Raw genomic sequence first — 19227 nt, forward strand, 5'->3', positions numbered from 1 at the left:
GCTGCCAAAAGTCAGGTCGATCATGAACGAAGAAACATTTTTCGAGCGATCACATCTTCGAACGATGCATCATCCAGGGCCGATTAACCTGCTGCGAGTTGCCTGAACTTCTCCGATGGTTTCGGGTGCCACCAGCGACCGCCAATGACGACGCCTTCGGACACGATCTTGCGGTCGCCTATCAGATGCTCGCCGATGACGTCGACATAGTCAAACTGCCCTTGCGCGATCGAGATCAGGGTGGCGTCTCCGGCGCTGCCCGGCTTGAGGCTGCCGAGTTCGGGACGCCGCAGCGCCATCGCGGCATTGACGGTTGAAGCGGCGACCACGTCCGGGAGCGGCATGCCCATGCAGAGGAACTTGGACATGGTCGTCACCTGATCGAAGGCTGGGCCGTCGATGCACAACAGATGGACATCCGAAGAGATGGTGTCGGGATAGAAGCCGTTGGCGAGCATCGCCCGGGCGGTCTTGAAGGCGAAGGAGCCCTTGCCGTGGCCGATGTCGAACAACACACCGCGTTCGCGCGCCTCCAGTACCGCCCGCTTCACCGTGCCCTGGGCCGTGGCGGGCGTATTGGGAAAGGGCCGGAATGCGTGGGTGAGGACGTCGCCCGGACGCAGCCGCGCGAGCACCTCCTCGTAGCTCGGCGGCGGATGGTCGATATGCGCCATCAGCGGCATGCCGACCTGTTCGGCGACCTCAAGCGCGATGTCGAGCGGCACGATCCCCGAGGTACCGGAGGCGTGGAGACCGACCCGCACCTTGATGCCGACAATGAGATCACGATTTTGATCCGCCACCGTGGCGGCGTCGATCGGATTCATCAGCCGGAGCTCTTCGCTCTCGCCGACCATGACCCGATGCGAGAAGCCGAAGATGCCGGCGTGCGAGACGTGCAGATAAGCGAGAATGCGGACTTGGCTCGGCTCGATCACATGCTTGCGGAAACCCGCGAAATTCCCCGGGCCGGCGCTGCCGGTATCGACCGCCGTGGTGACGCCCGAAGTACGGCAGAATTCTTCCGCGTCGATGCCCAGCGAGGTGCCGCCCCAATAAACGTGGGTATGCAGATCGATCAGACCTGGCGTGACGATGTGACCCGACACGTCGCGCACGTCGGTGACGGGATCGGCCTTGAGCTCGTTTCCGACCATGGCCACCTTGCCGCCGGCGAAGGCGACATCCGTCACCGCATCGAGTTTTTGCGACGGGTCAATCACCCTGCCGCCGCGCAGGATCAAGTCGAAAGGCATTGCGAACCCCTGATAAGACAGTAACGGAAGCAGCGGGAGCGCGTCTCGCCTTTCCAACATTGCGCATGTGTCGACGGGATGTCAGCCATTAAAGGCCGCCTGGGCTTCCGGCAAATCCCAGATTTTGCCGATCGCCGCGGTTCCAGCCGAGATCGTCGCGGCCTCGTCGCCATGAATGTATTGGCCGCCATCGATGAGCACACGCCCGTCAACAATGACCTGGTCGATATTGGCGCGATTGCCAAGCGCCACCAGCCCGCGCCGCGGATCGAACAGCGGCTGCAGATGGGGATGGGTCAAATCGACGACGGTGAGGTCGGCTGTTGCGCCCGGGGTGATGATCCCGAGATCCGGTCGCTTGATGACCGCGGCCGCGGTTGCCGTGACCGACTCGATCAATTCGGGTGCATTGGCGACGTCGGGCCGAGCAGACACGATCTTCGAGATCATCGACGCGGCGTTGAGTTCGCCGAGCAGGTCCATGTTGTAGCCGTCGGTTCCGACCACCGTCCGGACGCCGTGATCGGCGAACCGGCTGAACGCCGCGGTAACGCCTGCGCGAGCAAACACGCGCGGGCAGTTCAGCACCGTGGCGCCCCTCGCCGCCATCAGCTTCAAATCCCCATCACTGCTCGCGATGCAATGCGCAGCCAGAAGGTCTGGCGCCAGCAGGCCGAGCCAGTCGAGATATTCGGCCGGCGTGCGGCCGCCGTGGCGGCTGCCGATCGTCGCGACTTCGGCCTGGCTTTGCGCCAGATGGGTGGTGATGGGAACGCCGAGCTCGCGTGCGCGGGCGGCGCACGCCCGTAGCAGATCCGGACCACAGGTGTCGGTCGCGTGCGGGCTCATCGCAAGGCCGATCCGCCCATCGCCGCGACCGTTCCAGCGATGGTACAGCGCGTTCCAGGTATCCATATCGGCCTGGCCATCATCGCCCGCGTAGCGCACCACGCCGTCCGGCCCGGCCTTGGCATCCGATGTGGAGAACAGATACGGCGCGCCATAGAAGCGGATGCCCATCTCCTCGGCGGCGTCGAACATTTCAGGAATGGTGTTGCGGAACGGCTCCATGACCGTGGTGGCGCCGCCCTTCAGCAATTGCAGAATGCCGAGCCGCGCGATGGCGAGCCGCTCTGACGGCGACAGCAGGTCGGCGCCGCGTTTGGTCAACGGCAGCAGCACCGTATAGACGATGCTCTGGTTGTTTTTGCGACCATTGCCGTCCTCCGTATGGGTCCGGGCGACAGCTTCGCTGAAGCAATGGTTGTGCAGGTTCAGAAGCCCGGGCAGCACGAAGCGGCCCGGTTTGTCGAACACCTCGGTGGCGGACGGGCGGTCGCGCGTGACGGCGGCGATCCGCTTGCCTTCGAGCAGCACCCAATGATCGCGCAGCACCTCCTGCCCACCATCTTTGCGTGACAACACATAGCTGCCGAAGATCGCGATCGTGCTCATGCGGGTTTCACATTCCAGAACACGGCCGTGCCGTCGAGGATACCGGTGATACCAGAACGGTAGGCGGTCGGTTGTTTATACTGGCCGATCGGGAAATAGGGAATTTCCTCGAACGACAATGCCTGGATATCGCGGCAGATCCGCTGTTGCTCGGCAAGATTGGGAGCGGCGAGCCATTGGCTTCGGAGAGCGCCCATCTTCTCGCTCTTGTACCAGCCGGCCACCTTGCTGTCGCCGCGCAGGTTCGAATTGCCGGCCGGGTTCAGCCAATCGATGCCCTGCCAGTTGCCGACGCCCGCGCTCCAGCCGCCCTGGGCGACAGGCTCCTTTTTCAACTGCCGCTGCAGCACGATGCCGAAATCCAGTCCGGCATATTCGACGTTCATGCCGGCCTGCTGCAGCATGTCGGCGGCGATGTCGCCGAGCGGCTTTTGCGCCAGCGAGTTGGTGGGAACGAGCAGCACCACCTTCTCGCCATTGTAACCGGCAGCTTTCAGATCGGCCTTGACCTTCGCCATGTCGCGCGGCCCGCGGAACACGTTCAGGCCGACATCGCTCGCCATCGGCGTCCCCGGCGCAAAGAAGCCGATCGGCGCGGATTGATAGGCGGGATCGTCGCCCGCAACCGCCGTCATGAAGGCGGACTGGTCGATCGCGCCGAGCAGCGCGCGGCGGATAGCCGGATTGTCGAATGGCGGCTGCAGATGGTTCACCCGCAACATGCAGGTGTAGCCTCGCGGGTCGAGGATCCGCGTGGTGACGCCGGTACGCTTCAGCACCGGCAGCAGATCGTGCGGCGTCGTTTCCTGCCAATCCTGTTCGCGCGTTTGCAGCGCAGCGACCCCTGTCGCCGCATCCGGCATCGTCGTCCAGACCACGCGGTCATAGTGAACGATCTTGGGACCGGCGGTCCAATCCGGCTTGCCATCCTGCCGGGGCTGATAGCGATCGAAGCGGGCGTACACGTTGCGCGCGCCCTGCACCCGCTCATCTGCCACGAAACGGAAAGGACCGCTGCCCACCACCTCGGTCAGCGGCTTGAATGGATCCTGGCTCGCCAGCCGCTCCGGCATCATGAACGGCGCCTGGATCGCGGCCTTGCCGAGCGCCGCTGATAACAGAGGGAAAGGCCTGCTCAACCGAAAGCGGATGGTGCGGTCGTCCGGCGCCGACAATTCATCGGTCGCCGCCATCAGTTCGGCGCCGAATCCGTCGCGAGCCGCCCATCGGCGAATGCTGGCGACGCAATCCCGCGCCAGCACGCGCTCGCCGTCATGCCATAGCAGGCCGTCGCGCAACGTGAGATCCCATTGCCGGTCGTCATTGGAGACGACATGCCCGGACACCATCTGCGGCGAGACCTCGAGCGCCGAATTCATGCCGTAGAGGGTGTCGTAGACCATGAATCCATGGTTACGGGAGACCTGCGCCGTGGAGTAAATCGGATCGATGAAGGTCAGATCGATCACGGGAATGAAGCGCAGTGTGGTCTGCGACTGCGCCCGCACGATTCCCGGCAGCGTCAGTGCCGGCGCCGCGGCGGCGGCCTTCAACAGTGAACGGCGGGAAACAAGCATCGAAGACTCCTGGGATATTCAGTAAGCACCGCTCTCAGCGGCTGGCGGCTTCGTGACGGCCGAAATTCGCCGCGATCGCCTCGCCGGTCGTGATCCACAGATCCGGGCAGGATTTCGCGTAGGTAAGAAATTCCCGCAGCAGACGCAGCCGCATCGGGCGACCGCTGCATTGCGGATGCAGCACGGTCGTGACCATCGCGCCCCAATCGCGGACCTCGTCGAGTTCATCCTTCCAAATCGAGAGCACATGCTCCTTGGGAAAGATCGGCCGCGGGCTGAACCGGGCAGACAGCCCGTGCATCCAGTCGTCATAGCTTGCGGTCACCGGAAGCTCGATCGTGCCCGGCCGGCCATCCGCCAGCTGATGGCGGTAAGGCCGCACGTCATCCCGAAATGAGGAGGTGTAGACAATGCCGTGCCGCACCAGCGCGACGCGCAGTTCTTCCGTGAATTCGCCGTAAGGCGCCCGGTAACCGGTCGGCTTGACACCAAGGCGACGCTTCAGCGCCTCAAAACCTCGCTCCAGTTCTTCCTCGATCCAGGGATCGCCCGGGTCCGGCAGCAAATGGTGATAGCCGTGATGGCCGATTTCATGGCCGGCCTTGAGAATGGCCTCGGCCATCGCGGGGTGCGCATCGACAGACCAGCCGGTGATGAAGAACGTACCCTTCAGGTCAAGCTGATCGAGCAGTTCCAGCAGTTTCGGCGTGCCGACGCGCGCCTCGTAGCCGCCGTAGCTCATCGTGATCAGACGCTGGGCATGGGCTGCATCCTTGCTGGTCCAGGCGCTCTCCGCGTCCACGTCGAAGGAGAGAAACATCGCCGAGGTATAGGGCTTTGGCCAGGGATACTCCGGCGCCATCGGCGCGGTGTTCGCCGGCACCAGCGGAATGCTCGCGAGCGCTTTACTGTCCTGCATTGATCATCGCCTTTTCTACGCCGTAGTCGGTCAATTTCCATTTCGCCAGCAATGCGCGGTAGGAGCCGTCGGCGATCAAGCCGTCGAGGGCCTCCACGAACGCCTGCTGAAGCACCGTCTCCTTCACACCCAATGCAAGTCCGGTGAACTGCACCGCGAAAACCTCACCGATCGGAACATAGGTGTTCGGTTCGAGATCCATGATGTAGGGAAGCGTCTCGCCGCCCTGAACGGCCGCGTCGAGCCGCCCCTGCCTGAGCTGGGTCCGGGCATCGGCCGAGCCTTCGGTGCCGACGTATACGATCGGATTGCCGCCGCAATTCGCATCGCTCCAGGCCGCGATCAGTTTCGGAAACGACGTGCGCCGGCTGGCGCCGACTTTTTTCCCGCAGAACGCCTTCGTGTCCTTGAACTCGGCGGCGCGCGATTGCTGCACAAAGAAGCGCGGACCGTTGCGAAGGTAGTCGACAAAGGTCGCCGTATCCTGCCGGCTTGCCATGTCGGTCATCCCGGACAGGATCGCATCCACCCTGCCCGTCGCAATCGCGGGCATCATCTGGTCGAAACTGGTCTCCTGCCACACGATCTTGAGTCCGAGCTTGCGGCCGAGCGCCTCGCCAAGCTCGACGTCGAAACCGGCCAGCATGTTGGTCGCGGGATCCTTGAATTCCAACGGGGGATAGTTCGGCACGATGGCAACCTTGATGCTGCCCTGCTTTGCGATTTCCGGAGGCAGCTCGACCGCCATGGCTGAGCTATCGGCGGCACAGAGGAACGCCGCTGCAAGAATACGTTTGATCATGAAAATGTCCCCATCAGATCACCGCGGAAAGAAACGATTTTGTGCGCACTTCACGGGGCGCGCCGAGAACTTCGGCAGCGGGCCCGGACTCCACGATCGCGCCATGGTCCATGTAGATGACGGTGTCGGCGACCTCGCGCGCGAAGCCGAGTTCGTGCGTCACCACCATCATCGTCATGCCGCTGCGGGCAAGCTCCTTCATGACGGTCAGCACCTCTCCGACCAGTTCGGGATCGAGCGCACTGGTCGGCTCGTCGAACAGCATCAGCATCGGCTTCATGGCAAGCGCACGGGCGATCGCCACCCGCTGCTGCTGCCCGCCGGAAAGCTGGGAGGGATAGGCATCGGCCTTCGCCACCAGTCCGACGCGCCGCAGCAGTTCCATCGCTTCCGCTTGCGCGTCCTCGCGGCTGCAGCCCTGCACCTGCACCGGACCTTCGGTGATGTTTTCCAGCGCTGTCTTGTGCGGAAACAGGTTGAAGCGCTGAAACACCATGCCGGTCTTCAGGCGCTGGCGCGCAATCTGCCGCTCAGTAAGGCGATGCAATCGCCCGCCCTCCTCCCGCACGCCCAGTAGCTCACCGTCGAGCCAGATGCCGCCGCTGTCGACGGGCGTAAGCTGGTTGATGCAACGCAGAAGCGTCGTCTTGCCCGACCCTGAAGCACCGATCAGGCAAAGCACCTCGCCTGCCCGGACGTCCAGCGAGACCTTGTTCAGGGCCTGAAACTCCCCGAAATTCTTGCTGACCGATCGGATGGCGACGAGGGGCTGGGTCATCGGGTGATCTGCAATGCGCCACGCGCGAAGCGTCGCTCGAGCAGCATCTGCAGAGGCGTCAAAATTGATACGACGAGCAGATACCACGAGCCGGCGACGATCAGCAGTTCGATCACGCGCGAATTCGCGTAATAGATGTTCTCCGCAGCGTGCAGCACCTCCGGATACTGAATGACGCTCGCCAGCGAGGTGGCCTTGACCATACCGATGAATTCATTACCGAGCGGCGGGATCACCACCCGCATCGCCTGCGGCAGAATGATCCGGCGCAGCGCGCGCAGCCGCCCCATGCCGATCGCCTGCGCGGCCTCATATTGTCCGACGTCGACCGACAGCATGCCCGCCCGCATTACTTCGGACGTATAGGCGCCCTGATTGATGCCGAGTCCGAGAAGGGCTGAAAGGAACGGCGTCATGACGTCGACCGCCCGGGCCTCCCACAGGCCGGGAATGCCGATCGTCGGAAACACCAGCGCGATGTTGAACCAGAGCAGCAGCTGCAGGATCAGCGGCGTGCCGCGGAACAGCCAAGTATAGCCGGCTGCGACCGATTTGAGCACTGGATTGGGCGACAGCCGCATGATCGCGGCGACGACGCCCAGAACGATGCCGAGGGTCATCGCGAGCACCGCCATCACCATGGTGTTGACAATGCCTTCGAGGATCGCCTTCGCAGTCAGGAAGCGGCCAACATAGCTCCATTCGATCTGACCGTTGACGAAGGCGCGGCCGATCGCAGCCAGCACCACGAGAATAGCCGCCGCGGCAAGCCAACGCTGCCAATGCGCTTGACGCGCGACCGTCATGCCAGAAATGTCGGGGAAGCCTCCGGCCAGCGCGGGCGCCGTTCTCATTGCGTGGCCGCATTCATCATCGGCTGGGCGACCGCGTTCGCACCGAGCCCCCATTTGTCGAGGATGGCCTTGTACGAACCATCCTTCATCATCGCGGCGAGATGTTCCGTCACCACCTCGCGCAGCGCCGCATCGTCCTTCCGGAACATGATGCCCTGATAGCCGGTGGAGAACGGCTCACCGACAATACGGTATTTCCCGGCCTCCTGTGCCTGGGCGTAGGGCAAGGTTTCGCTGCCTTGCACCGCGGCGTCGACGCGGCCCTGTTTGAGCTGGTTGCGGACGTCGATGCTGTTTTCGCCCGGGACATATTGCACGGCGGGTTTGCCGGTTGCTTCGCAGTTCTGCTTGCTCCATTTCTCGATCTCGATCGGGAAGCTGGTGCTGCGCGTCGTCCCGACCTTCTTGCCGCAGAGATCAATGGCGGTCTTCGCCGCATTTTCAGCCAGAACGAAGAACTGCGGGCCTGTCGCCAGATAGTCGATGAAATCGGCGGTCTCGCGCCGCGAGGCGCGATCCGAAATGCCGCTGATGATGAAATCCGCGCGCTTGGTCTGCAATGAGGGGATGAGCTCGGCAAACGGCGTTTCGCTCCAGATGATCTTCACGCCGAGGCGTTTCGCTAGCTCGTTCGCGAGATCGATGTCGAGTCCGACGAGCTGGTTCGTTGCCGGATCGCGATACTCCATGGGCGCGTAGGTCGAATTGACCGTCAGCCGCAGCGTGCCCGCCTGCTTGATTGTTTCAGGCAGTTCGGCGGCCTGAGCCGCTGCAGCTGCAAGGAGAGCGGCGAAACCAACGAAGTACCTGAGGCGTGTCATATCAGCTCCTTCGGCCCGCGGCCGCGACTGGACGCAGCATATTAAATTGCATCGAGATCGGCCGGTTCGACGACGCCCGCGCGCTCCGTAATGGCCATGTATTGCTCCGGCCGCCGATGCGCGGCGAAATTGAACATCTTGTCCTTGCCCTGGCGGCAGAGATCGAGGTCGAGGTCCGCGACGATGATCTCATCCGCGAGTGTCTGCGCCTCTGCAACAATCCGGCCATTCGGATCGACGATGCAGGAGCCGCCGATCAGCCCGGAGCCGTCCTCGTTCCCCGCCTTGGCGACCGCGATCGCCCAGGTCGCGTTCATGTAGGCGTTGGCCTGCGTTACGAGCTTTGAATGGAAGGTACGCAGCGCCGCATCTTCGGTGAGGCCCCCGTTGGGATCGTAGGCCGCGGAATTGTAACCGATACACACCAGCTCGACGCCCTGCAGGCCCAGCACGCGCCAGGCTTCCGGCCAGCGGCGATCGTTGCAGATCATCATGCCCATGATGGCGTGGCGCCAATCCGCCCCCGCCCGAAAGGCAGGAAATCCGAGATCACCGTATTCGAAATAGCGTTTTTCGAGCTGCTGGTAGCGTGCGCCGGGCCGCGGCTCGACCGAACCCGGCAAATGCACCTTGCGATAACGGCCGATAATTTCGCCGTCGCTATCGACCAGGATCGAGCAGTTGAAGCGCTGACCGTCCGCTGTCAGTTCGGCGTAACCGACATAGAAGCCGACCCGAAGCGCCCGGGCGCGATCGAACAGGGATTGCACGGCCGGATTCGGCATGCCGCGCTCGAAATAATGATCGAGCGCTTCGCCCTCGATCAGCCAGCGCGGGAAAAACGTCGTAAACGCCAGTTCGGGGAAGACCACCAGCGTGGCGCCTTGCGCCGCCGCTGCCTCCAGCAATTCCAGCATCCGGCCAAGCGTGTGTTCCCGCGAGTCCGTTTTTTGCGTCGGCCCCATCTGAGCGGCGGCGGCGCGGAGAACTCGAACCAACATTGCCTCCAATCTGAGCGGATTGCTTACGCAGGAGGCGGACAAGCCCGCTCTGACAGCGCACCGATGCAGAGGTGATTACGCGAAAGCGCAGGCCTAAATGCAATCACTCGTGCTATGATATTTTCACTGGGACAATAACCGGTAGTTATATGAACCTGCGCCAATTGGAGATCCTGCGGGCGGTCATCCGCCATCGGACGACGGTCGCGGCGGCGGACGAACTGGCGCTGTCGCAGCCGGCGATCAGCAATGCGCTGAAGGCGATGGAGGCACAGGCTGGTTTCGCGCTGTTCGAGCGCGTCAACAACCGGCTGTTCCCGACATCAGAGGCGATGACGCTCTACAAGGAAAGTGAAGCGATCTTTGCGCTCCACGCCAAGCTCGAAAATCGCGTGCGCGATTTGCGGGAGTGCCGCACCGGCCTTCTATCGATCGTGGCGACGCCGCCGCTGGCCTACAGCATCATTCCACACGCTCTATCGGACTTCCTGCGCCGCCGTCAGCAGACCCGCGTCTTCTTCGACGTACGGCGCTATGAGGGAATCATCGACGGCGTTACGAGCAGGGTCGCAGAACTCGGCTTCGCGCTTGGGCTGTCACATCATCCCGGCATCGCGCACGAGGTGGTTCACACCGGCGAAATGGTCTGCGTCTTGCCGCCTAACCATCCGCTGGCCGAACGGCCGGTCATTTCAGCCACCGACCTCGTCGGCTTGCCCTTCATCGGGCTGGAGCGCGGCACGCGACTGGGTGAAGCCGTGCGCGAGAGTTTTGCGCAAGCCGGCGCGCCGTTCCAGCCGACCGTCGAGGTGCGATATTGCAATACCGCCTGCGTGCTGGCGGCCGCCGGCGTGGGCGCCGCGGTCGTCGATCCGTTTTCGCCGCGCCAGGGCGGCGGCCAAGGCCTTATCGTCCGGCCTTTCACGCCCAAGACCGTGGCCGTGGCGTATATGCTGTGGTCTGAGGCGGAGCCTCTATCGCGTCTGGCAAAGGCGTTCCTGAACGAAGTCCGGCAGGCGAGCCGCGCCCTGGACCGGGACGGCGCTTAGAGCGGGATGAGATTAAGTTGCGCGGTAGACGGAACCCGGACGCAACGCAGCATGAGGGCTGCGAGCCGGGGCTTATTCTTACTTTGCATGGGGTTGTTTTCGCGATTTTGTGTCCGGGACGTCATCCGGAGCCCTCAACCCCCAACGACACCGTCGATCAGATTGAGGCCGAGCAGAAACTCTGAACTGAGATGGGTGCGCGTCAGCGGTTCGACGACAATGCCGCGCGCCAGCAACGTCGCCTCGCTGCGGCGCGCTTCGACCGCCTGCCCGATCGTGACAGCCGCGAATCTGAACACCGCTCCCGGTCGCGCCTGCGCCAGCCGGCCAAGATCGGGACCGATGATGGTCGCAATCTTGGGATAACCGCCGGTGGATTGACGATCGGCCATCAGAACGATCGGACGGCCGTCTCCCGGCACCTGGATCGCCCCCATGGCAATTCCGTCGGACACGATGTTGTAGCCACGCGCGTGCGCCAGTTGGGGTCCGTCGAGGTAATACGCCATGCGATCGACCTTGGCGGAGACGGTCCAGGGCCCGGCGAGAAAGGCGGCGATCTGGTCGTCGGCGAAGTAGTCGTGCTGAGGGCCTAGGACCACGCGAATAGCGTCGAGGGGACGGTCGAGCCATGGTGCTGCGATGGCGCTCAGCGACGGTGTCGAAGAAGCGGATCGTTCGATGGCGAGACGATCGCCCGCGGCAAGTGCGCGGCCATTCACGCCGCCGAAGCCGGTGCGCGTGTGGGTGGCGTGAGAGCCCAGCACCTTTGGCACGATAAAGCGGCCCGCCACCGCCAGATAACACCAGCAGCCGCGACCGCCGGCGCGAATTTTCAGTACGGCGCCTGCCTCCAGATTGAGTACCACCGCCGGCGGGAGCGACTTGCCGTCGAGGCTGAGCGAGAATTCGCCGCCGGCAACGGCGACATGGAGCGCTCCGGCTTCGGCGGTCACTTCTAACCCACCGACGGACACTTCGATCGCGGTTGCGCCCGCGGGATTGCCAACCGCAAGGTTTGCCGTGGCATGCGCCAGCGGATCCATCGGGCCTGCGGCGGTGACACCAAAGCGCAGATAGCCGTGCCGGCCGGCGTCCTGCAGCGTCGCACCCGGCCCGGCCGACAGAATGCGAAGGATCGCCTCCGAAGCGTCAGCCCTCATGCGGCACGCTTGCGGGCAACGATTTCGCCGCTCCCGGCGCGTTGCGCCAGATCGCGAAACGTCGCGAGATCGATCGGTTCAAACCGCACGAGATCGCCGGCCTGGATCAGAAAGGCATCTTGGCGTTCCGCGGCATAGAGACGCTCCGGCGTTTGGCCGATGACATACCAACCGGTCGGCATCACGAACGGCACAACGGTGCCAAGACCACCTCCGATCGACACCGCACCGGCCGGATGCGGCGGTCTTGGTGTCGCGCGGCGCGAAATCTTTAGCTGCTCGGGTACGCCGCCCAGATAGATCTGGCCAGGCGTGAATCCACACATGTAGACGCGATACGTCGCCTTCGTATGCAAAGCGACGACGTCATCCCGTGTGAGGCCAAGGATCTTGGCGGCCTCGTCGAGATCCTCGGCCAGCGCGGGATCGTAACAACAAGGCAACGTCCAAATGGTGCCCTCGCCCCGCCATTCGGTAACACCCGTCATCATACGGCGCACAATGGCAACCAGCGTTTCCCTGTCGATCCCAAGCGGATCATAGTGAATCATCAGCGAGCGATAGGTCGGCACGAATTCACGCGTTCCTGTCGGAGGATCGGCACGCAAAGCCGCGTCGAGGGCGAGCACCCTGTCGTTAATCACGGGATCAACGGTGTCACCGAATTCGACGACGAGGGCGGCTTCCCCCGCGTCGAGAAAGCGCGGGTCGATCTGCAGTGTCATACGGCCATCGGTTTAAAAGGTTTCAGCGCGATACCGGCCTGCTCCAATCGCGCGCGCACGAGGCTGGCGGTCGCGACCGCATGGTCGGAATCGCCATGAACGCAGATCGAACGGATCGGGGTCGGCAAATGCTTGCCGCTTGCCGTGATCACAGCCCCCGCCTCGACCATCGCGAGCACGCGCGCGGCAGCTTCTTCCGCGCCCTCGATCATTGCGCCGGGCTGGCCGCGCGGGATCAATTGCCCGGTTTCGGTGTAGCCGCGGTCGGCATAGATCTCCTGATGAATTTCAAGTCCCGCGGCTTCACCGGCCGCGACCAGCTCCGTCACCGCGATGGCCAGCAATGCCAGATTGGGATCGACCGCCCGCACCGCCCGCGCTACCGCGTCCGCAACGTCGCGTTCCTCGCAGGCGATGTTGCCGAGCGCGCCGTGGGTCTTCACATAGGTGATGCGATGACCGGCGTAAGCCGCAAGCGCCATGGCCGCCCCGATCTGGTAGGCGATGAGCCTTTCGATCTCGCCATTCGAGAACGGGAGACGGCGGCGACCAAAACCCCACAGATCGGGAAACCCGGGATGGGCCCCCACCGCGACGCCGCGCTTGCGCGCGATGGCAAACGTCCGCGCCATCACCTCGGGGTCGCCGGCATGAAGCCCGCAGGCCACGTTGGCCGAGGTGACGATGGCGAGCATAGCGTCATCGTCGCCGCAGCGATAAGTTCCAAATCCTTCGCCAAGATCGGAATTGAGGTCGACGGTTGGCATGGCGGTCTCCTGGGCGTTGCTGATTCCGCAATTGAACGTCACCTTCGCCGCGAAACACGGGATCGTAAAGTCGGGAGGCATCGACCGATGCCGATTTCTGCCCTGCAATACCGCGGGGGCATAAGAACAGGCATCGCGGCACCGCACCCAAAAGGTTAACAGGCCGGGAAGGCCTCCGTGGCACGTTCTGATCGCCGTTGTAATCGGCCAAGATTTGATTATATTGCTCTCTCAGCTGCAACCGCTGCTGAATTTAACGTTGGTGTGACCAGGCCCGTCTGTTCAGGCGGGCCGTCGCCGTTTCAGGGTTCGTAGCGATGACTCGTTCCAATCGGGTTGATCATATTCGCATTACGTCGCACCCGGCTCCGGGTGCCAAGCTCAACTTTCCAATCAGCTGGGGCGCCGCCAGCGCGCGCGAGCGCGGACCGGTGATCGGCACGGTGTCGCGCCCGCAGGACCGCAACGTCATCGGCACCCATGGCGGCTCCTATTCGGTGTATCGCGCGCTCGCTGTCTCCTCCGGCGCGCTCGATCCGATCCGGCGCCCGGATCTCACCAACACCCACCCCGCCGAAACCATTGGGCCGTTTCCGCAATGGACCGATCCGCAGCGGATCGTTTCGCTGGATCCCTGGGGACATCTCGCCGCGGAAAATTTTGCAACCGAGATCGCCGAGGGCATCGACATCCGCCCGAGCATTGCCATCACCCGCGCGCGCCTTGACCTGCCCGAGTTGCAGGCGGCGATCGAAGCCGGACGGCTCAAGCACGACGGCGAGTTCGTGCACAAGAACGGCAGCGTCTCCGTGGTCAAGGTCGCGATCGACCCGGTCTGGTATCTGCCGGGCCTGGCGGAGCGCTTCGCGACCACCGAAAACAATCTGCGGCGGCAATTGTTCGAGCAGACCGCCGGCATGTTTCCGGAGCTGGTAACACGGCCCGATCTGCAGGTCTTTCTGCCGCCGATCGGCGGCACCACGGCCTATCTGTTCGGCGACGTTACCAAGCTGCCGGACCACCATACCAAGATCACCTGCCGCGTGCATGACGAGTGCAACGGCTCCGACGTGTTTGGTTCTGATATCTGCACCTGCCGTCCGTACCTCATTCACGGCATCGAGGAATGCGCGCGCGCCGGCCAAACCGGCGGTCTCGGCATCATCATCTACAATCGCAAGGAAGGCCGCGCGCTCGGCGAAGTGACGAAGTTTCTGGTCTACAACGCGCGCAAGCGTCAGGAAGGCGGCGATGCCGCGGCCCAGTACTTCGAGCGCACCGAATGCGTCGCCGGCGTGCAGGACGCCCGGTTCCAGCAATTGATGCCGGATGTGGTGCATTGGCTCGGCCTGAAGCGGATCGATCGCTTCGTATCCATGAGCGACATGAAGCACGATGCGCTGACCGGCCAGGGCATCGAAATCGTCGAGCGTGTGCCTATCCCCGACGACATGATCCCAGCCGACGCGCATGTGGAAATCGCGGCAAAGAAAGCCGCCGGCTACTACACGCCCGAGCCGCAAGAAAGTCCGGACAATCCGGTCGGCCGTCCGCTCGAAAAATATTGAGAGGGCGCCGTGTCCCCCGCAGATCCGGAGATTTCGGCCGCGTTGTCATTGCTGAACGCCAGCGCGGTCCGTGAGCGGGCGCATCGCATGCTCGCAATCGGCCTTGACGACAGGCTGCCGAATTTCCGTGTTCATCTCGATCGCATGGACAGCGCCGTCGATCTGGTGTTGGAGACCACGCGCAAGGCCTATCCCTCCTTCGACGTTCCCTTTCATTCGCGCTGGCGGCACTTCGTCACCAATGGGGACAATCGCTGGGCCGATATCGCCGGCCGGACCAAATGGCCCGGCCGGGCGGCCCGCGCCCGGGCCGAATTCGATCTGGCGATCGTCAGCGTCTTTCTCGATGCCGGCGCCGGGCCGGCGTGGCGCTACCACGATCCGAAAACCGGATCGGCGATCGGCCGTTCGGAAGGATTGGGGCTCGCCAGCCTCGCGATGTTCGCGGGCGGCGCATTCTCCGCCGATCCGCAGGAACCGCTGCGCTCCGATGGCGAAATCCTTGCAAATCTGACCGTCGCCGATCTCGAGCATGGCATGCAGGTCTCAGATACCAATCCACTGGTCGGAATGGACGGTCGCGCTGAGCTGCTGCGCCGGCTGGGCCGGCTGGTGACCTCGAAGCCGGATGTGTTCGGCAGCCAGGACGCGCCGCGGCCCGGCGGCCTGTTCGATCGACTGGCAAAGCTCACCGACGGCGGAAAGCTTCCCGCCCCAACTATTCTTGCGGAGTTGCTGCAACAGCTCGGCTCAATCTGGCCATCGCGGCTGACGCTGGGCGGAATCCCGCTCGGCGACTGCTGGAAGCATCCGATGCTGACGACCGCAGATGCGACCAGTGGCCTCGTGCCGCTGCACAAGCTCTCGCAATGGCTGGCTTACTCCCTGATCGAGCCGCTGCAAACGGCCGGCATCACCGTGACCGATATCGATGGTCTCACCGGCCTCGCCGAATATCGCAATGGCGGACTGTTCATCGATACCGGCGTGCTCGCGTTTCGCGATCCGGAATCCGCGCAGCAGGAACACGAGGTCGCGTCACCGCTGGTCGTGGAATGGCGTGCGCTGACGGTGGCGCTGCTTGACCGCATCGCCGATGGTTTACGACACCGGCTCAAAGTCGATGCCACCTCGATGCCATTGGCAAAAATTCTCGAGGGTGGCACCTGGGCGGCGGGTCGATTGTTGGCGCGCGAACGCCGCGCCGACGCTTCGCCGCCGGTGAAAATTATCAGCGACGGCACTGTTTTCTAGATTTGGGATTAGCAACATGGACGGCGTCACGATCGTTAGTCACCCGCTGGTGCAGCACAAGCTAACGCTGTTACGGAGAAAAGACATTTCGACCAAGTCGTTTCGCGAGCTCCTCAAGGAGATCGGGATGCTGATTTGCTATGAGGTCACGCGTGACCTGCCGCTGGCCGACGTCGAAATCGAAACGCCACTCGCGCACATGAAGTCGCCGCAGATCGCGGGCAAGAAGCTGGTGTTCGCGCCGGTACTGCGTGCCGGCGTGACCTTTGCGGAAGGCATGCTCGATCTGGTGCCGACCGCGCGTATCGCGCATATCGGTCTTTACCGCGAACCGGAAACCTTCGTTGCCGTCGAATATTTCTTCAAGGCCCCGAGCGATCTGCACGAACGGCTGGTGATCGTGATCTCACCGGTACTGGCAACGGCGAACTCCGCCGTCGCCGCGGTCGACCGGCTGAAAGAGCGCGGCGCCAACGACATTCGACTGGTGTGCCTGATCGGCGCGCCGGAAGGCGTCGAGCGCATGCGCGGCATTCACCCGGACGTTCCGATCTGGCTCGCCGCGATCGACCAGGGGCTGGACGAAAACGCCTACATTGTGCCCGGTCTCGGCGATGCCGGGGACCGTGCCTATGGCACCAAATAGGCTGGCGATCAAAGTGCCGCGCGGAGCACGCTGTTGAATTCCTCGGCCCTGGTCAGGAACGCGCAGTGCCCGCCGCCGGGTATGAGTGCGATTTTTCCGCCAAGCGTCTCGGCCAGGAACCGGCTTGCCGCTGGCGGGCAAACCATATCTTTGGCGCCACAGAGGACGCTAACCGGCTCACGGATCGAACCTAGCAGCGGACGAAGATCGCTGCCCCCGAGATTCTGCATGCAGGCCAGCGTGACACGCGGCGGTGTCGCCAGCATGATCTGCCTGACAAAGTTCATATCGTCGTCAGAATTGGCTTCCGGGAACATCATGCGACAGAAGCCGTCGACACCCGCGTCATAGTCGGTCGCCAGCGCCTGCCCGAGTTGCTCGGCGGCCGCCGGCGGCACCGCGTGCGGCCAATCGGGTCGCTGAATCAAGCATGGCGTCGTACCGATCAGCACCAACCGCGAGGCTATCCCCGGAAACGTGGCCGCAAATGCCAGCGCGATGGCTCCGCCCATCGACCAGCCGGCAATGATCGGCCGCGTCAGATTGAGATGATCGATGACGCCCTTCAGATCAGCGACAAAGTTCTCTCCGGAGTACCCGGTTTCCGGCTTGTCGGACTGGCCGAAGCCGCGGAGATCGACGGTGACGACCCGATGGTCGGCGGACATCGCACTGACCTGCCGCTTGAAGACGGCACCGCTCATCATGATGCCGTGCAGAAACACGATGGCCGTATCGCCATGTCCTTCCGACTCGACATGGAGTCCGCATCCATCCGGCATTGAGATCTTCATGTCGTTCCTCGTCTTGATCCAACCGGGAGGTGATGGGGCTCCCCTCCCGCGCTTGACGCACCCCACGCTAGCTTTCACAATATTTGCTCACTATCCCTGTTTTCTGGGATGCGCCTCGCCGCACGACAGGAGCCCCCGGCATCGCCATGGCGCTTAGTCTTTTCTTCGAAGGATGTGACGCTCCTGAAGCGGGTAAGCGAGGCCCTGCTCGAGCCATTGGCTCCCGATTGGCTGCTGACAGCGCCAGGCGTGGCCTCGGATCTGCAGCACCTGCTATCGATGGATTTCATCGGGACCACCCTGTGGAATCCCGCCAGTGGCCGCTACGAAAACGCCATGTGCGTCGGCCGCGGAATGGACATGGCGCGTGCCTATGTCGTGGAATTTCAGAGCTGTGACCCTATTTCGCCGCGGCTTCGGCACCGCAAGGGTCCGACGCCGATCTATTCGGTGATCCGCCGCGATGAACTCGAGCGCACGCGCTACTTTCACGAATTCTTGCGGACCTACCGGACCACCGACGGTATCGATCTCCATCTCTATGCCGGCGATACGAACGTTGGCGACTTCAGGTTCTGGCGCGATCGAGGCCGCACGCCGGTCGGGTCGCGCGAGATGTTGCTGCTGGGACTATTGCAGCCGGTGCTGCTGCGGGCGACCCGAGAGGTGCGCAACCAGAGCCTCGCCCCCGCCTCGTTTTGCTTTCAGCAACTGACGGTCAGGGAACGGCAGATAGCTGCGGGCGTCGTGAACGGCTTAACCGATCGCGCCATCGCCAGATCACTGCAGATCAGCTACTGGACCGTCCGTTCGCATCTCGACCATATTTTCGAGAAGCTCGCGGTGGGCAATCGCGCGGCCCTCGTCGCGCGGCTTCATCGTGGACCTTCCGCGACCGAATAGGTCCATCGGTGCCCGCAAAGTCATGGTGAACTACACGGCATCGGCCAAGAGGGTCCGGACGATCGGATGATTCCGATCGGCCAGGCCATCGATGACGTTGAAATGGTGGCGACCGGGTTCTTCGACCGTGCAGGTTTGCGCGCCGAGCCCGGTCCAGATATTGGCTAGCAAGGCATTCTGGCGGACGAATTCCGGGCGCTCCGCGCTGCCCACCCAGCAGGTCACCCGGGCACCAGGCAAAGGCCGCAACAGCACGGGGCTTTCAGTTTGCGCTTCGGCGTCGTCGATCCGCAGTTCGGCATTCATCGCGGTCTTCAGCATTGGGCGAAGGTCATGGACGCCAGAGATCGAGACGGTATTGCGGATACGCGCGCGGGCGACCTCCGACAGCGGCGAAGTCGCCGAAATCATGCGCGTGACCAGATGTCCGCCTGCGGAGTGGCCTGTCAGGAAAATCGGGCCTTCCACCATCGAGGCCGCCTGCGCGATCGCGGCGGCAATTTCGCGCGTAATATCGGCCACGCGAACCGCCGGACAAAGCGTGTAGGAAGGCATCGCCACCGCATAGCCGCTTTCGACGGCGCCACGCGCGAGGTGTGACCAAAAACTCTTGTCGAGGGCGCGCCAGAACCCGCCATGGACGAAAACGACCAGTCCCTTGGGTTGGCCCTCGGGACGGAACAGATCGAAGCGGTTTCGCGGCCGCTCGCCATAGCCGATATCAAGCGTCGCGCGGCCACGACCCCCTAATTCATCGCGATAGGTCTGGGCGGGTTGCACCCAGGCCGCCGGCCAGCGTTCGCCACCGGGGATGTTAGGGCCGTTGGCGTAGGCGTCGTTCCAGTCGGAAATCTGGTGAAAGATCATGCGGGTCGGTTTCCGTTTGGTCTTGAGT

The 19227-nt window shown here is 63.3% G+C and carries 19 protein-coding genes; 5 read left to right on the forward strand and 14 right to left on the reverse strand.

Features of this window, described 5'->3' with window-relative positions; all coding sequences use genetic code 11:
- Positions 1-83: 83 nt before the first annotated feature.
- The 9 genes from JQ567_RS07800 to JQ567_RS07840 all read right to left on the reverse strand — a co-directional run bounded on the left by JQ567_RS07800 (position 84) and on the right by JQ567_RS07840 (position 9463).
- Complete coding sequence (locus tag JQ567_RS07800; protein ID WP_212438271.1) at positions 84-1256, reverse strand: amidohydrolase/deacetylase family metallohydrolase; 1173 nt, start codon at positions 1254-1256, stop codon at positions 84-86.
- Between the two features lie 81 nt (positions 1257-1337).
- Positions 1338-2711 carry an amidohydrolase family protein gene (locus tag JQ567_RS07805; protein WP_212438272.1) on the reverse strand — a complete coding sequence of 458 codons (1374 nt, stop codon included), beginning with the start codon at positions 2709-2711 and terminating at the stop codon, positions 1338-1340.
- Positions 2708-4288 carry an ABC transporter substrate-binding protein gene (locus JQ567_RS07810; protein ID WP_212438273.1) on the reverse strand — a complete coding sequence of 527 codons (1581 nt, stop codon included), beginning with the start codon at positions 4286-4288 and terminating at the stop codon, positions 2708-2710. The genes JQ567_RS07805 and JQ567_RS07810 overlap by 4 nt, the downstream gene beginning before the upstream one ends.
- Before the next feature lie 34 nt (positions 4289-4322).
- Positions 4323-5207 (reverse strand): polysaccharide deacetylase, encoded by an 885-nt coding sequence (locus JQ567_RS07815; RefSeq protein WP_212438274.1) that lies wholly within the window; start codon positions 5205-5207, stop codon positions 4323-4325.
- Positions 5194-6006, reverse strand: a complete 813-nt coding sequence (locus JQ567_RS07820; protein ID WP_212438325.1) for an ABC transporter substrate-binding protein — start codon at positions 6004-6006, stop codon at positions 5194-5196. The genes JQ567_RS07815 and JQ567_RS07820 overlap by 14 nt, the downstream gene beginning before the upstream one ends.
- A 16-nt stretch (positions 6007-6022) precedes the next feature.
- On the reverse strand, positions 6023-6787 hold the full coding sequence (locus JQ567_RS07825) for an amino acid ABC transporter ATP-binding protein (protein WP_212438275.1): 765 nt from the start codon (positions 6785-6787) through the stop codon (positions 6023-6025).
- Positions 6784-7641: an amino acid ABC transporter permease gene (locus JQ567_RS07830; protein WP_212438276.1), complete on the reverse strand. Its 858-nt coding sequence runs from the start codon at positions 7639-7641 to the stop codon at positions 6784-6786. The genes JQ567_RS07825 and JQ567_RS07830 overlap by 4 nt, the downstream gene beginning before the upstream one ends.
- Complete coding sequence (locus tag JQ567_RS07835; protein ID WP_212438277.1) at positions 7638-8462, reverse strand: ABC transporter substrate-binding protein; 825 nt, start codon at positions 8460-8462, stop codon at positions 7638-7640. Before JQ567_RS07835 ends, JQ567_RS07830 begins: the two co-directional genes overlap by 4 nt.
- A 41-nt stretch (positions 8463-8503) precedes the next feature.
- Entirely contained in the window at positions 8504-9463 is a 960-nt protein-coding gene (locus JQ567_RS07840) for an N-carbamoyl-D-amino-acid hydrolase (protein ID WP_212438278.1), read from the reverse strand.
- Positions 9464-9612: 149 nt separating this feature from the next.
- Here JQ567_RS07840 and JQ567_RS07845 point away from each other — a divergent pair, with 149 nt between their 5' ends.
- Positions 9613-10512: a LysR family transcriptional regulator gene (locus JQ567_RS07845; RefSeq protein WP_212438279.1), complete on the forward strand. Its 900-nt coding sequence runs from the start codon at positions 9613-9615 to the stop codon at positions 10510-10512.
- A 134-nt stretch (positions 10513-10646) separates the two neighbouring features.
- Here JQ567_RS07845 and JQ567_RS07850 read toward each other — a convergent pair whose 3' ends face one another.
- The 3 genes from JQ567_RS07850 to JQ567_RS07860 are packed head-to-tail and all read right to left on the reverse strand — an operon-like array spanning position 10647 to position 13167.
- Complete coding sequence (locus tag JQ567_RS07850; RefSeq protein WP_212438280.1) at positions 10647-11675, reverse strand: biotin-dependent carboxyltransferase family protein; 1029 nt, start codon at positions 11673-11675, stop codon at positions 10647-10649.
- The gene (locus JQ567_RS07855; RefSeq protein ID WP_212438281.1) at positions 11672-12400 is read right to left on the reverse strand and encodes an allophanate hydrolase subunit 1; all 729 of its coding nucleotides are present in this window, start codon (positions 12398-12400) and stop codon (positions 11672-11674) included. Before JQ567_RS07855 ends, JQ567_RS07850 begins: the two co-directional genes overlap by 4 nt.
- The gene (locus JQ567_RS07860; protein WP_212438282.1) at positions 12397-13167 is read right to left on the reverse strand and encodes a 5-oxoprolinase subunit PxpA; all 771 of its coding nucleotides are present in this window, start codon (positions 13165-13167) and stop codon (positions 12397-12399) included. Before JQ567_RS07860 ends, JQ567_RS07855 begins: the two co-directional genes overlap by 4 nt.
- Before the next feature lie 317 nt (positions 13168-13484).
- Between JQ567_RS07860 and JQ567_RS07865 the strand changes: the two genes are divergently transcribed.
- Genes JQ567_RS07865 through upp form a run of 3 tightly spaced genes read left to right on the forward strand, consistent with a single transcriptional unit; the run spans position 13485 to position 16635 of the window.
- The gene (locus tag JQ567_RS07865) at positions 13485-14735 is read left to right on the forward strand and encodes a GTP cyclohydrolase II (protein WP_212438283.1); all 1251 of its coding nucleotides are present in this window, start codon (positions 13485-13487) and stop codon (positions 14733-14735) included.
- Between the two features lie 30 nt (positions 14736-14765).
- Entirely contained in the window at positions 14766-15989 is a 1224-nt protein-coding gene (locus JQ567_RS07870; RefSeq protein WP_212438326.1) for a URC4/urg3 family protein, read from the forward strand.
- Between the two features lie 16 nt (positions 15990-16005).
- A complete protein-coding gene (gene upp / locus JQ567_RS07875; protein ID WP_212438284.1) occupies positions 16006-16635 on the forward strand; it encodes a uracil phosphoribosyltransferase in 630 nt (209 codons plus the stop codon).
- Between the two features lie 8 nt (positions 16636-16643).
- Here upp and JQ567_RS07880 read toward each other — a convergent pair whose 3' ends face one another.
- Positions 16644-17429: an alpha/beta fold hydrolase gene (locus JQ567_RS07880; protein WP_212438285.1), complete on the reverse strand. Its 786-nt coding sequence runs from the start codon at positions 17427-17429 to the stop codon at positions 16644-16646.
- Positions 17430-17537: 108 nt separating this feature from the next.
- Between JQ567_RS07880 and JQ567_RS07885 the strand changes: the two genes are divergently transcribed.
- Complete coding sequence (locus JQ567_RS07885; protein WP_212438286.1) at positions 17538-18332, forward strand: helix-turn-helix transcriptional regulator; 795 nt, start codon at positions 17538-17540, stop codon at positions 18330-18332.
- 30 nt (positions 18333-18362) lie between these two features.
- On the opposite strand, the gene JQ567_RS07890 is transcribed toward JQ567_RS07885, so the two are convergent.
- Positions 18363-19199 (reverse strand): alpha/beta hydrolase, encoded by an 837-nt coding sequence (locus tag JQ567_RS07890; RefSeq protein ID WP_212438287.1) that lies wholly within the window; start codon positions 19197-19199, stop codon positions 18363-18365.
- Between the last annotated feature and the right edge of the window lie 28 nt (positions 19200-19227).

The sequence above is a fragment of the Bradyrhizobium sp. AUGA SZCCT0431 genome, assembly GCF_018131065.1.
Lineage (GTDB): Bacteria > Pseudomonadota > Alphaproteobacteria > Rhizobiales > Xanthobacteraceae > Bradyrhizobium.

Bases quoted from the DNA above. Each gene is read 5' to 3' on its own strand.
- JQ567_RS07885 (WP_212438286.1), top strand. From the start codon at position 17,538: ATGCGCCTCGCCGCACGACAGGAGCCCCCGGCATCGCCATGGCGCTTA.
- JQ567_RS07840 (WP_212438278.1), bottom strand. From the start codon at position 9,463: ATGTTGGTTCGAGTTCTCCGCGCCGCCGCCGCTCAGATGGGGCCGACG.
- JQ567_RS07845 (WP_212438279.1), top strand. From the start codon at position 9,613: ATGAACCTGCGCCAATTGGAGATCCTGCGGGCGGTCATCCGCCATCGG.
- JQ567_RS07805 (WP_212438272.1), bottom strand. From the start codon at position 2,711: ATGAGCACGATCGCGATCTTCGGCAGCTATGTGTTGTCACGCAAAGAT.
- JQ567_RS07880 (WP_212438285.1), bottom strand. From the start codon at position 17,429: ATGAAGATCTCAATGCCGGATGGATGCGGACTCCATGTCGAGTCGGAA.
- JQ567_RS07855 (WP_212438281.1), bottom strand. From the start codon at position 12,400: ATGACACTGCAGATCGACCCGCGCTTTCTCGACGCGGGGGAAGCCGCC.
- JQ567_RS07865 (WP_212438283.1), top strand. From the start codon at position 13,485: ATGACTCGTTCCAATCGGGTTGATCATATTCGCATTACGTCGCACCCG.
- JQ567_RS07890 (WP_212438287.1), bottom strand. From the start codon at position 19,199: ATGATCTTTCACCAGATTTCCGACTGGAACGACGCCTACGCCAACGGC.
- JQ567_RS07835 (WP_212438277.1), bottom strand. From the start codon at position 8,462: ATGACACGCCTCAGGTACTTCGTTGGTTTCGCCGCTCTCCTTGCAGCT.
- JQ567_RS07815 (WP_212438274.1), bottom strand. From the start codon at position 5,207: ATGCAGGACAGTAAAGCGCTCGCGAGCATTCCGCTGGTGCCGGCGAAC.
- JQ567_RS07800 (WP_212438271.1), bottom strand. From the start codon at position 1,256: ATGCCTTTCGACTTGATCCTGCGCGGCGGCAGGGTGATTGACCCGTCG.
- JQ567_RS07850 (WP_212438280.1), bottom strand. From the start codon at position 11,675: ATGAGGGCTGACGCTTCGGAGGCGATCCTTCGCATTCTGTCGGCCGGG.
- JQ567_RS07825 (WP_212438275.1), bottom strand. From the start codon at position 6,787: ATGACCCAGCCCCTCGTCGCCATCCGATCGGTCAGCAAGAATTTCGGG.
- JQ567_RS07860 (WP_212438282.1), bottom strand. From the start codon at position 13,167: ATGCCAACCGTCGACCTCAATTCCGATCTTGGCGAAGGATTTGGAACT.
- JQ567_RS07810 (WP_212438273.1), bottom strand. From the start codon at position 4,288: ATGCTTGTTTCCCGCCGTTCACTGTTGAAGGCCGCCGCCGCGGCGCCG.
- JQ567_RS07830 (WP_212438276.1), bottom strand. From the start codon at position 7,641: ATGAGAACGGCGCCCGCGCTGGCCGGAGGCTTCCCCGACATTTCTGGC.
- upp (WP_212438284.1), top strand. From the start codon at position 16,006: ATGGACGGCGTCACGATCGTTAGTCACCCGCTGGTGCAGCACAAGCTA.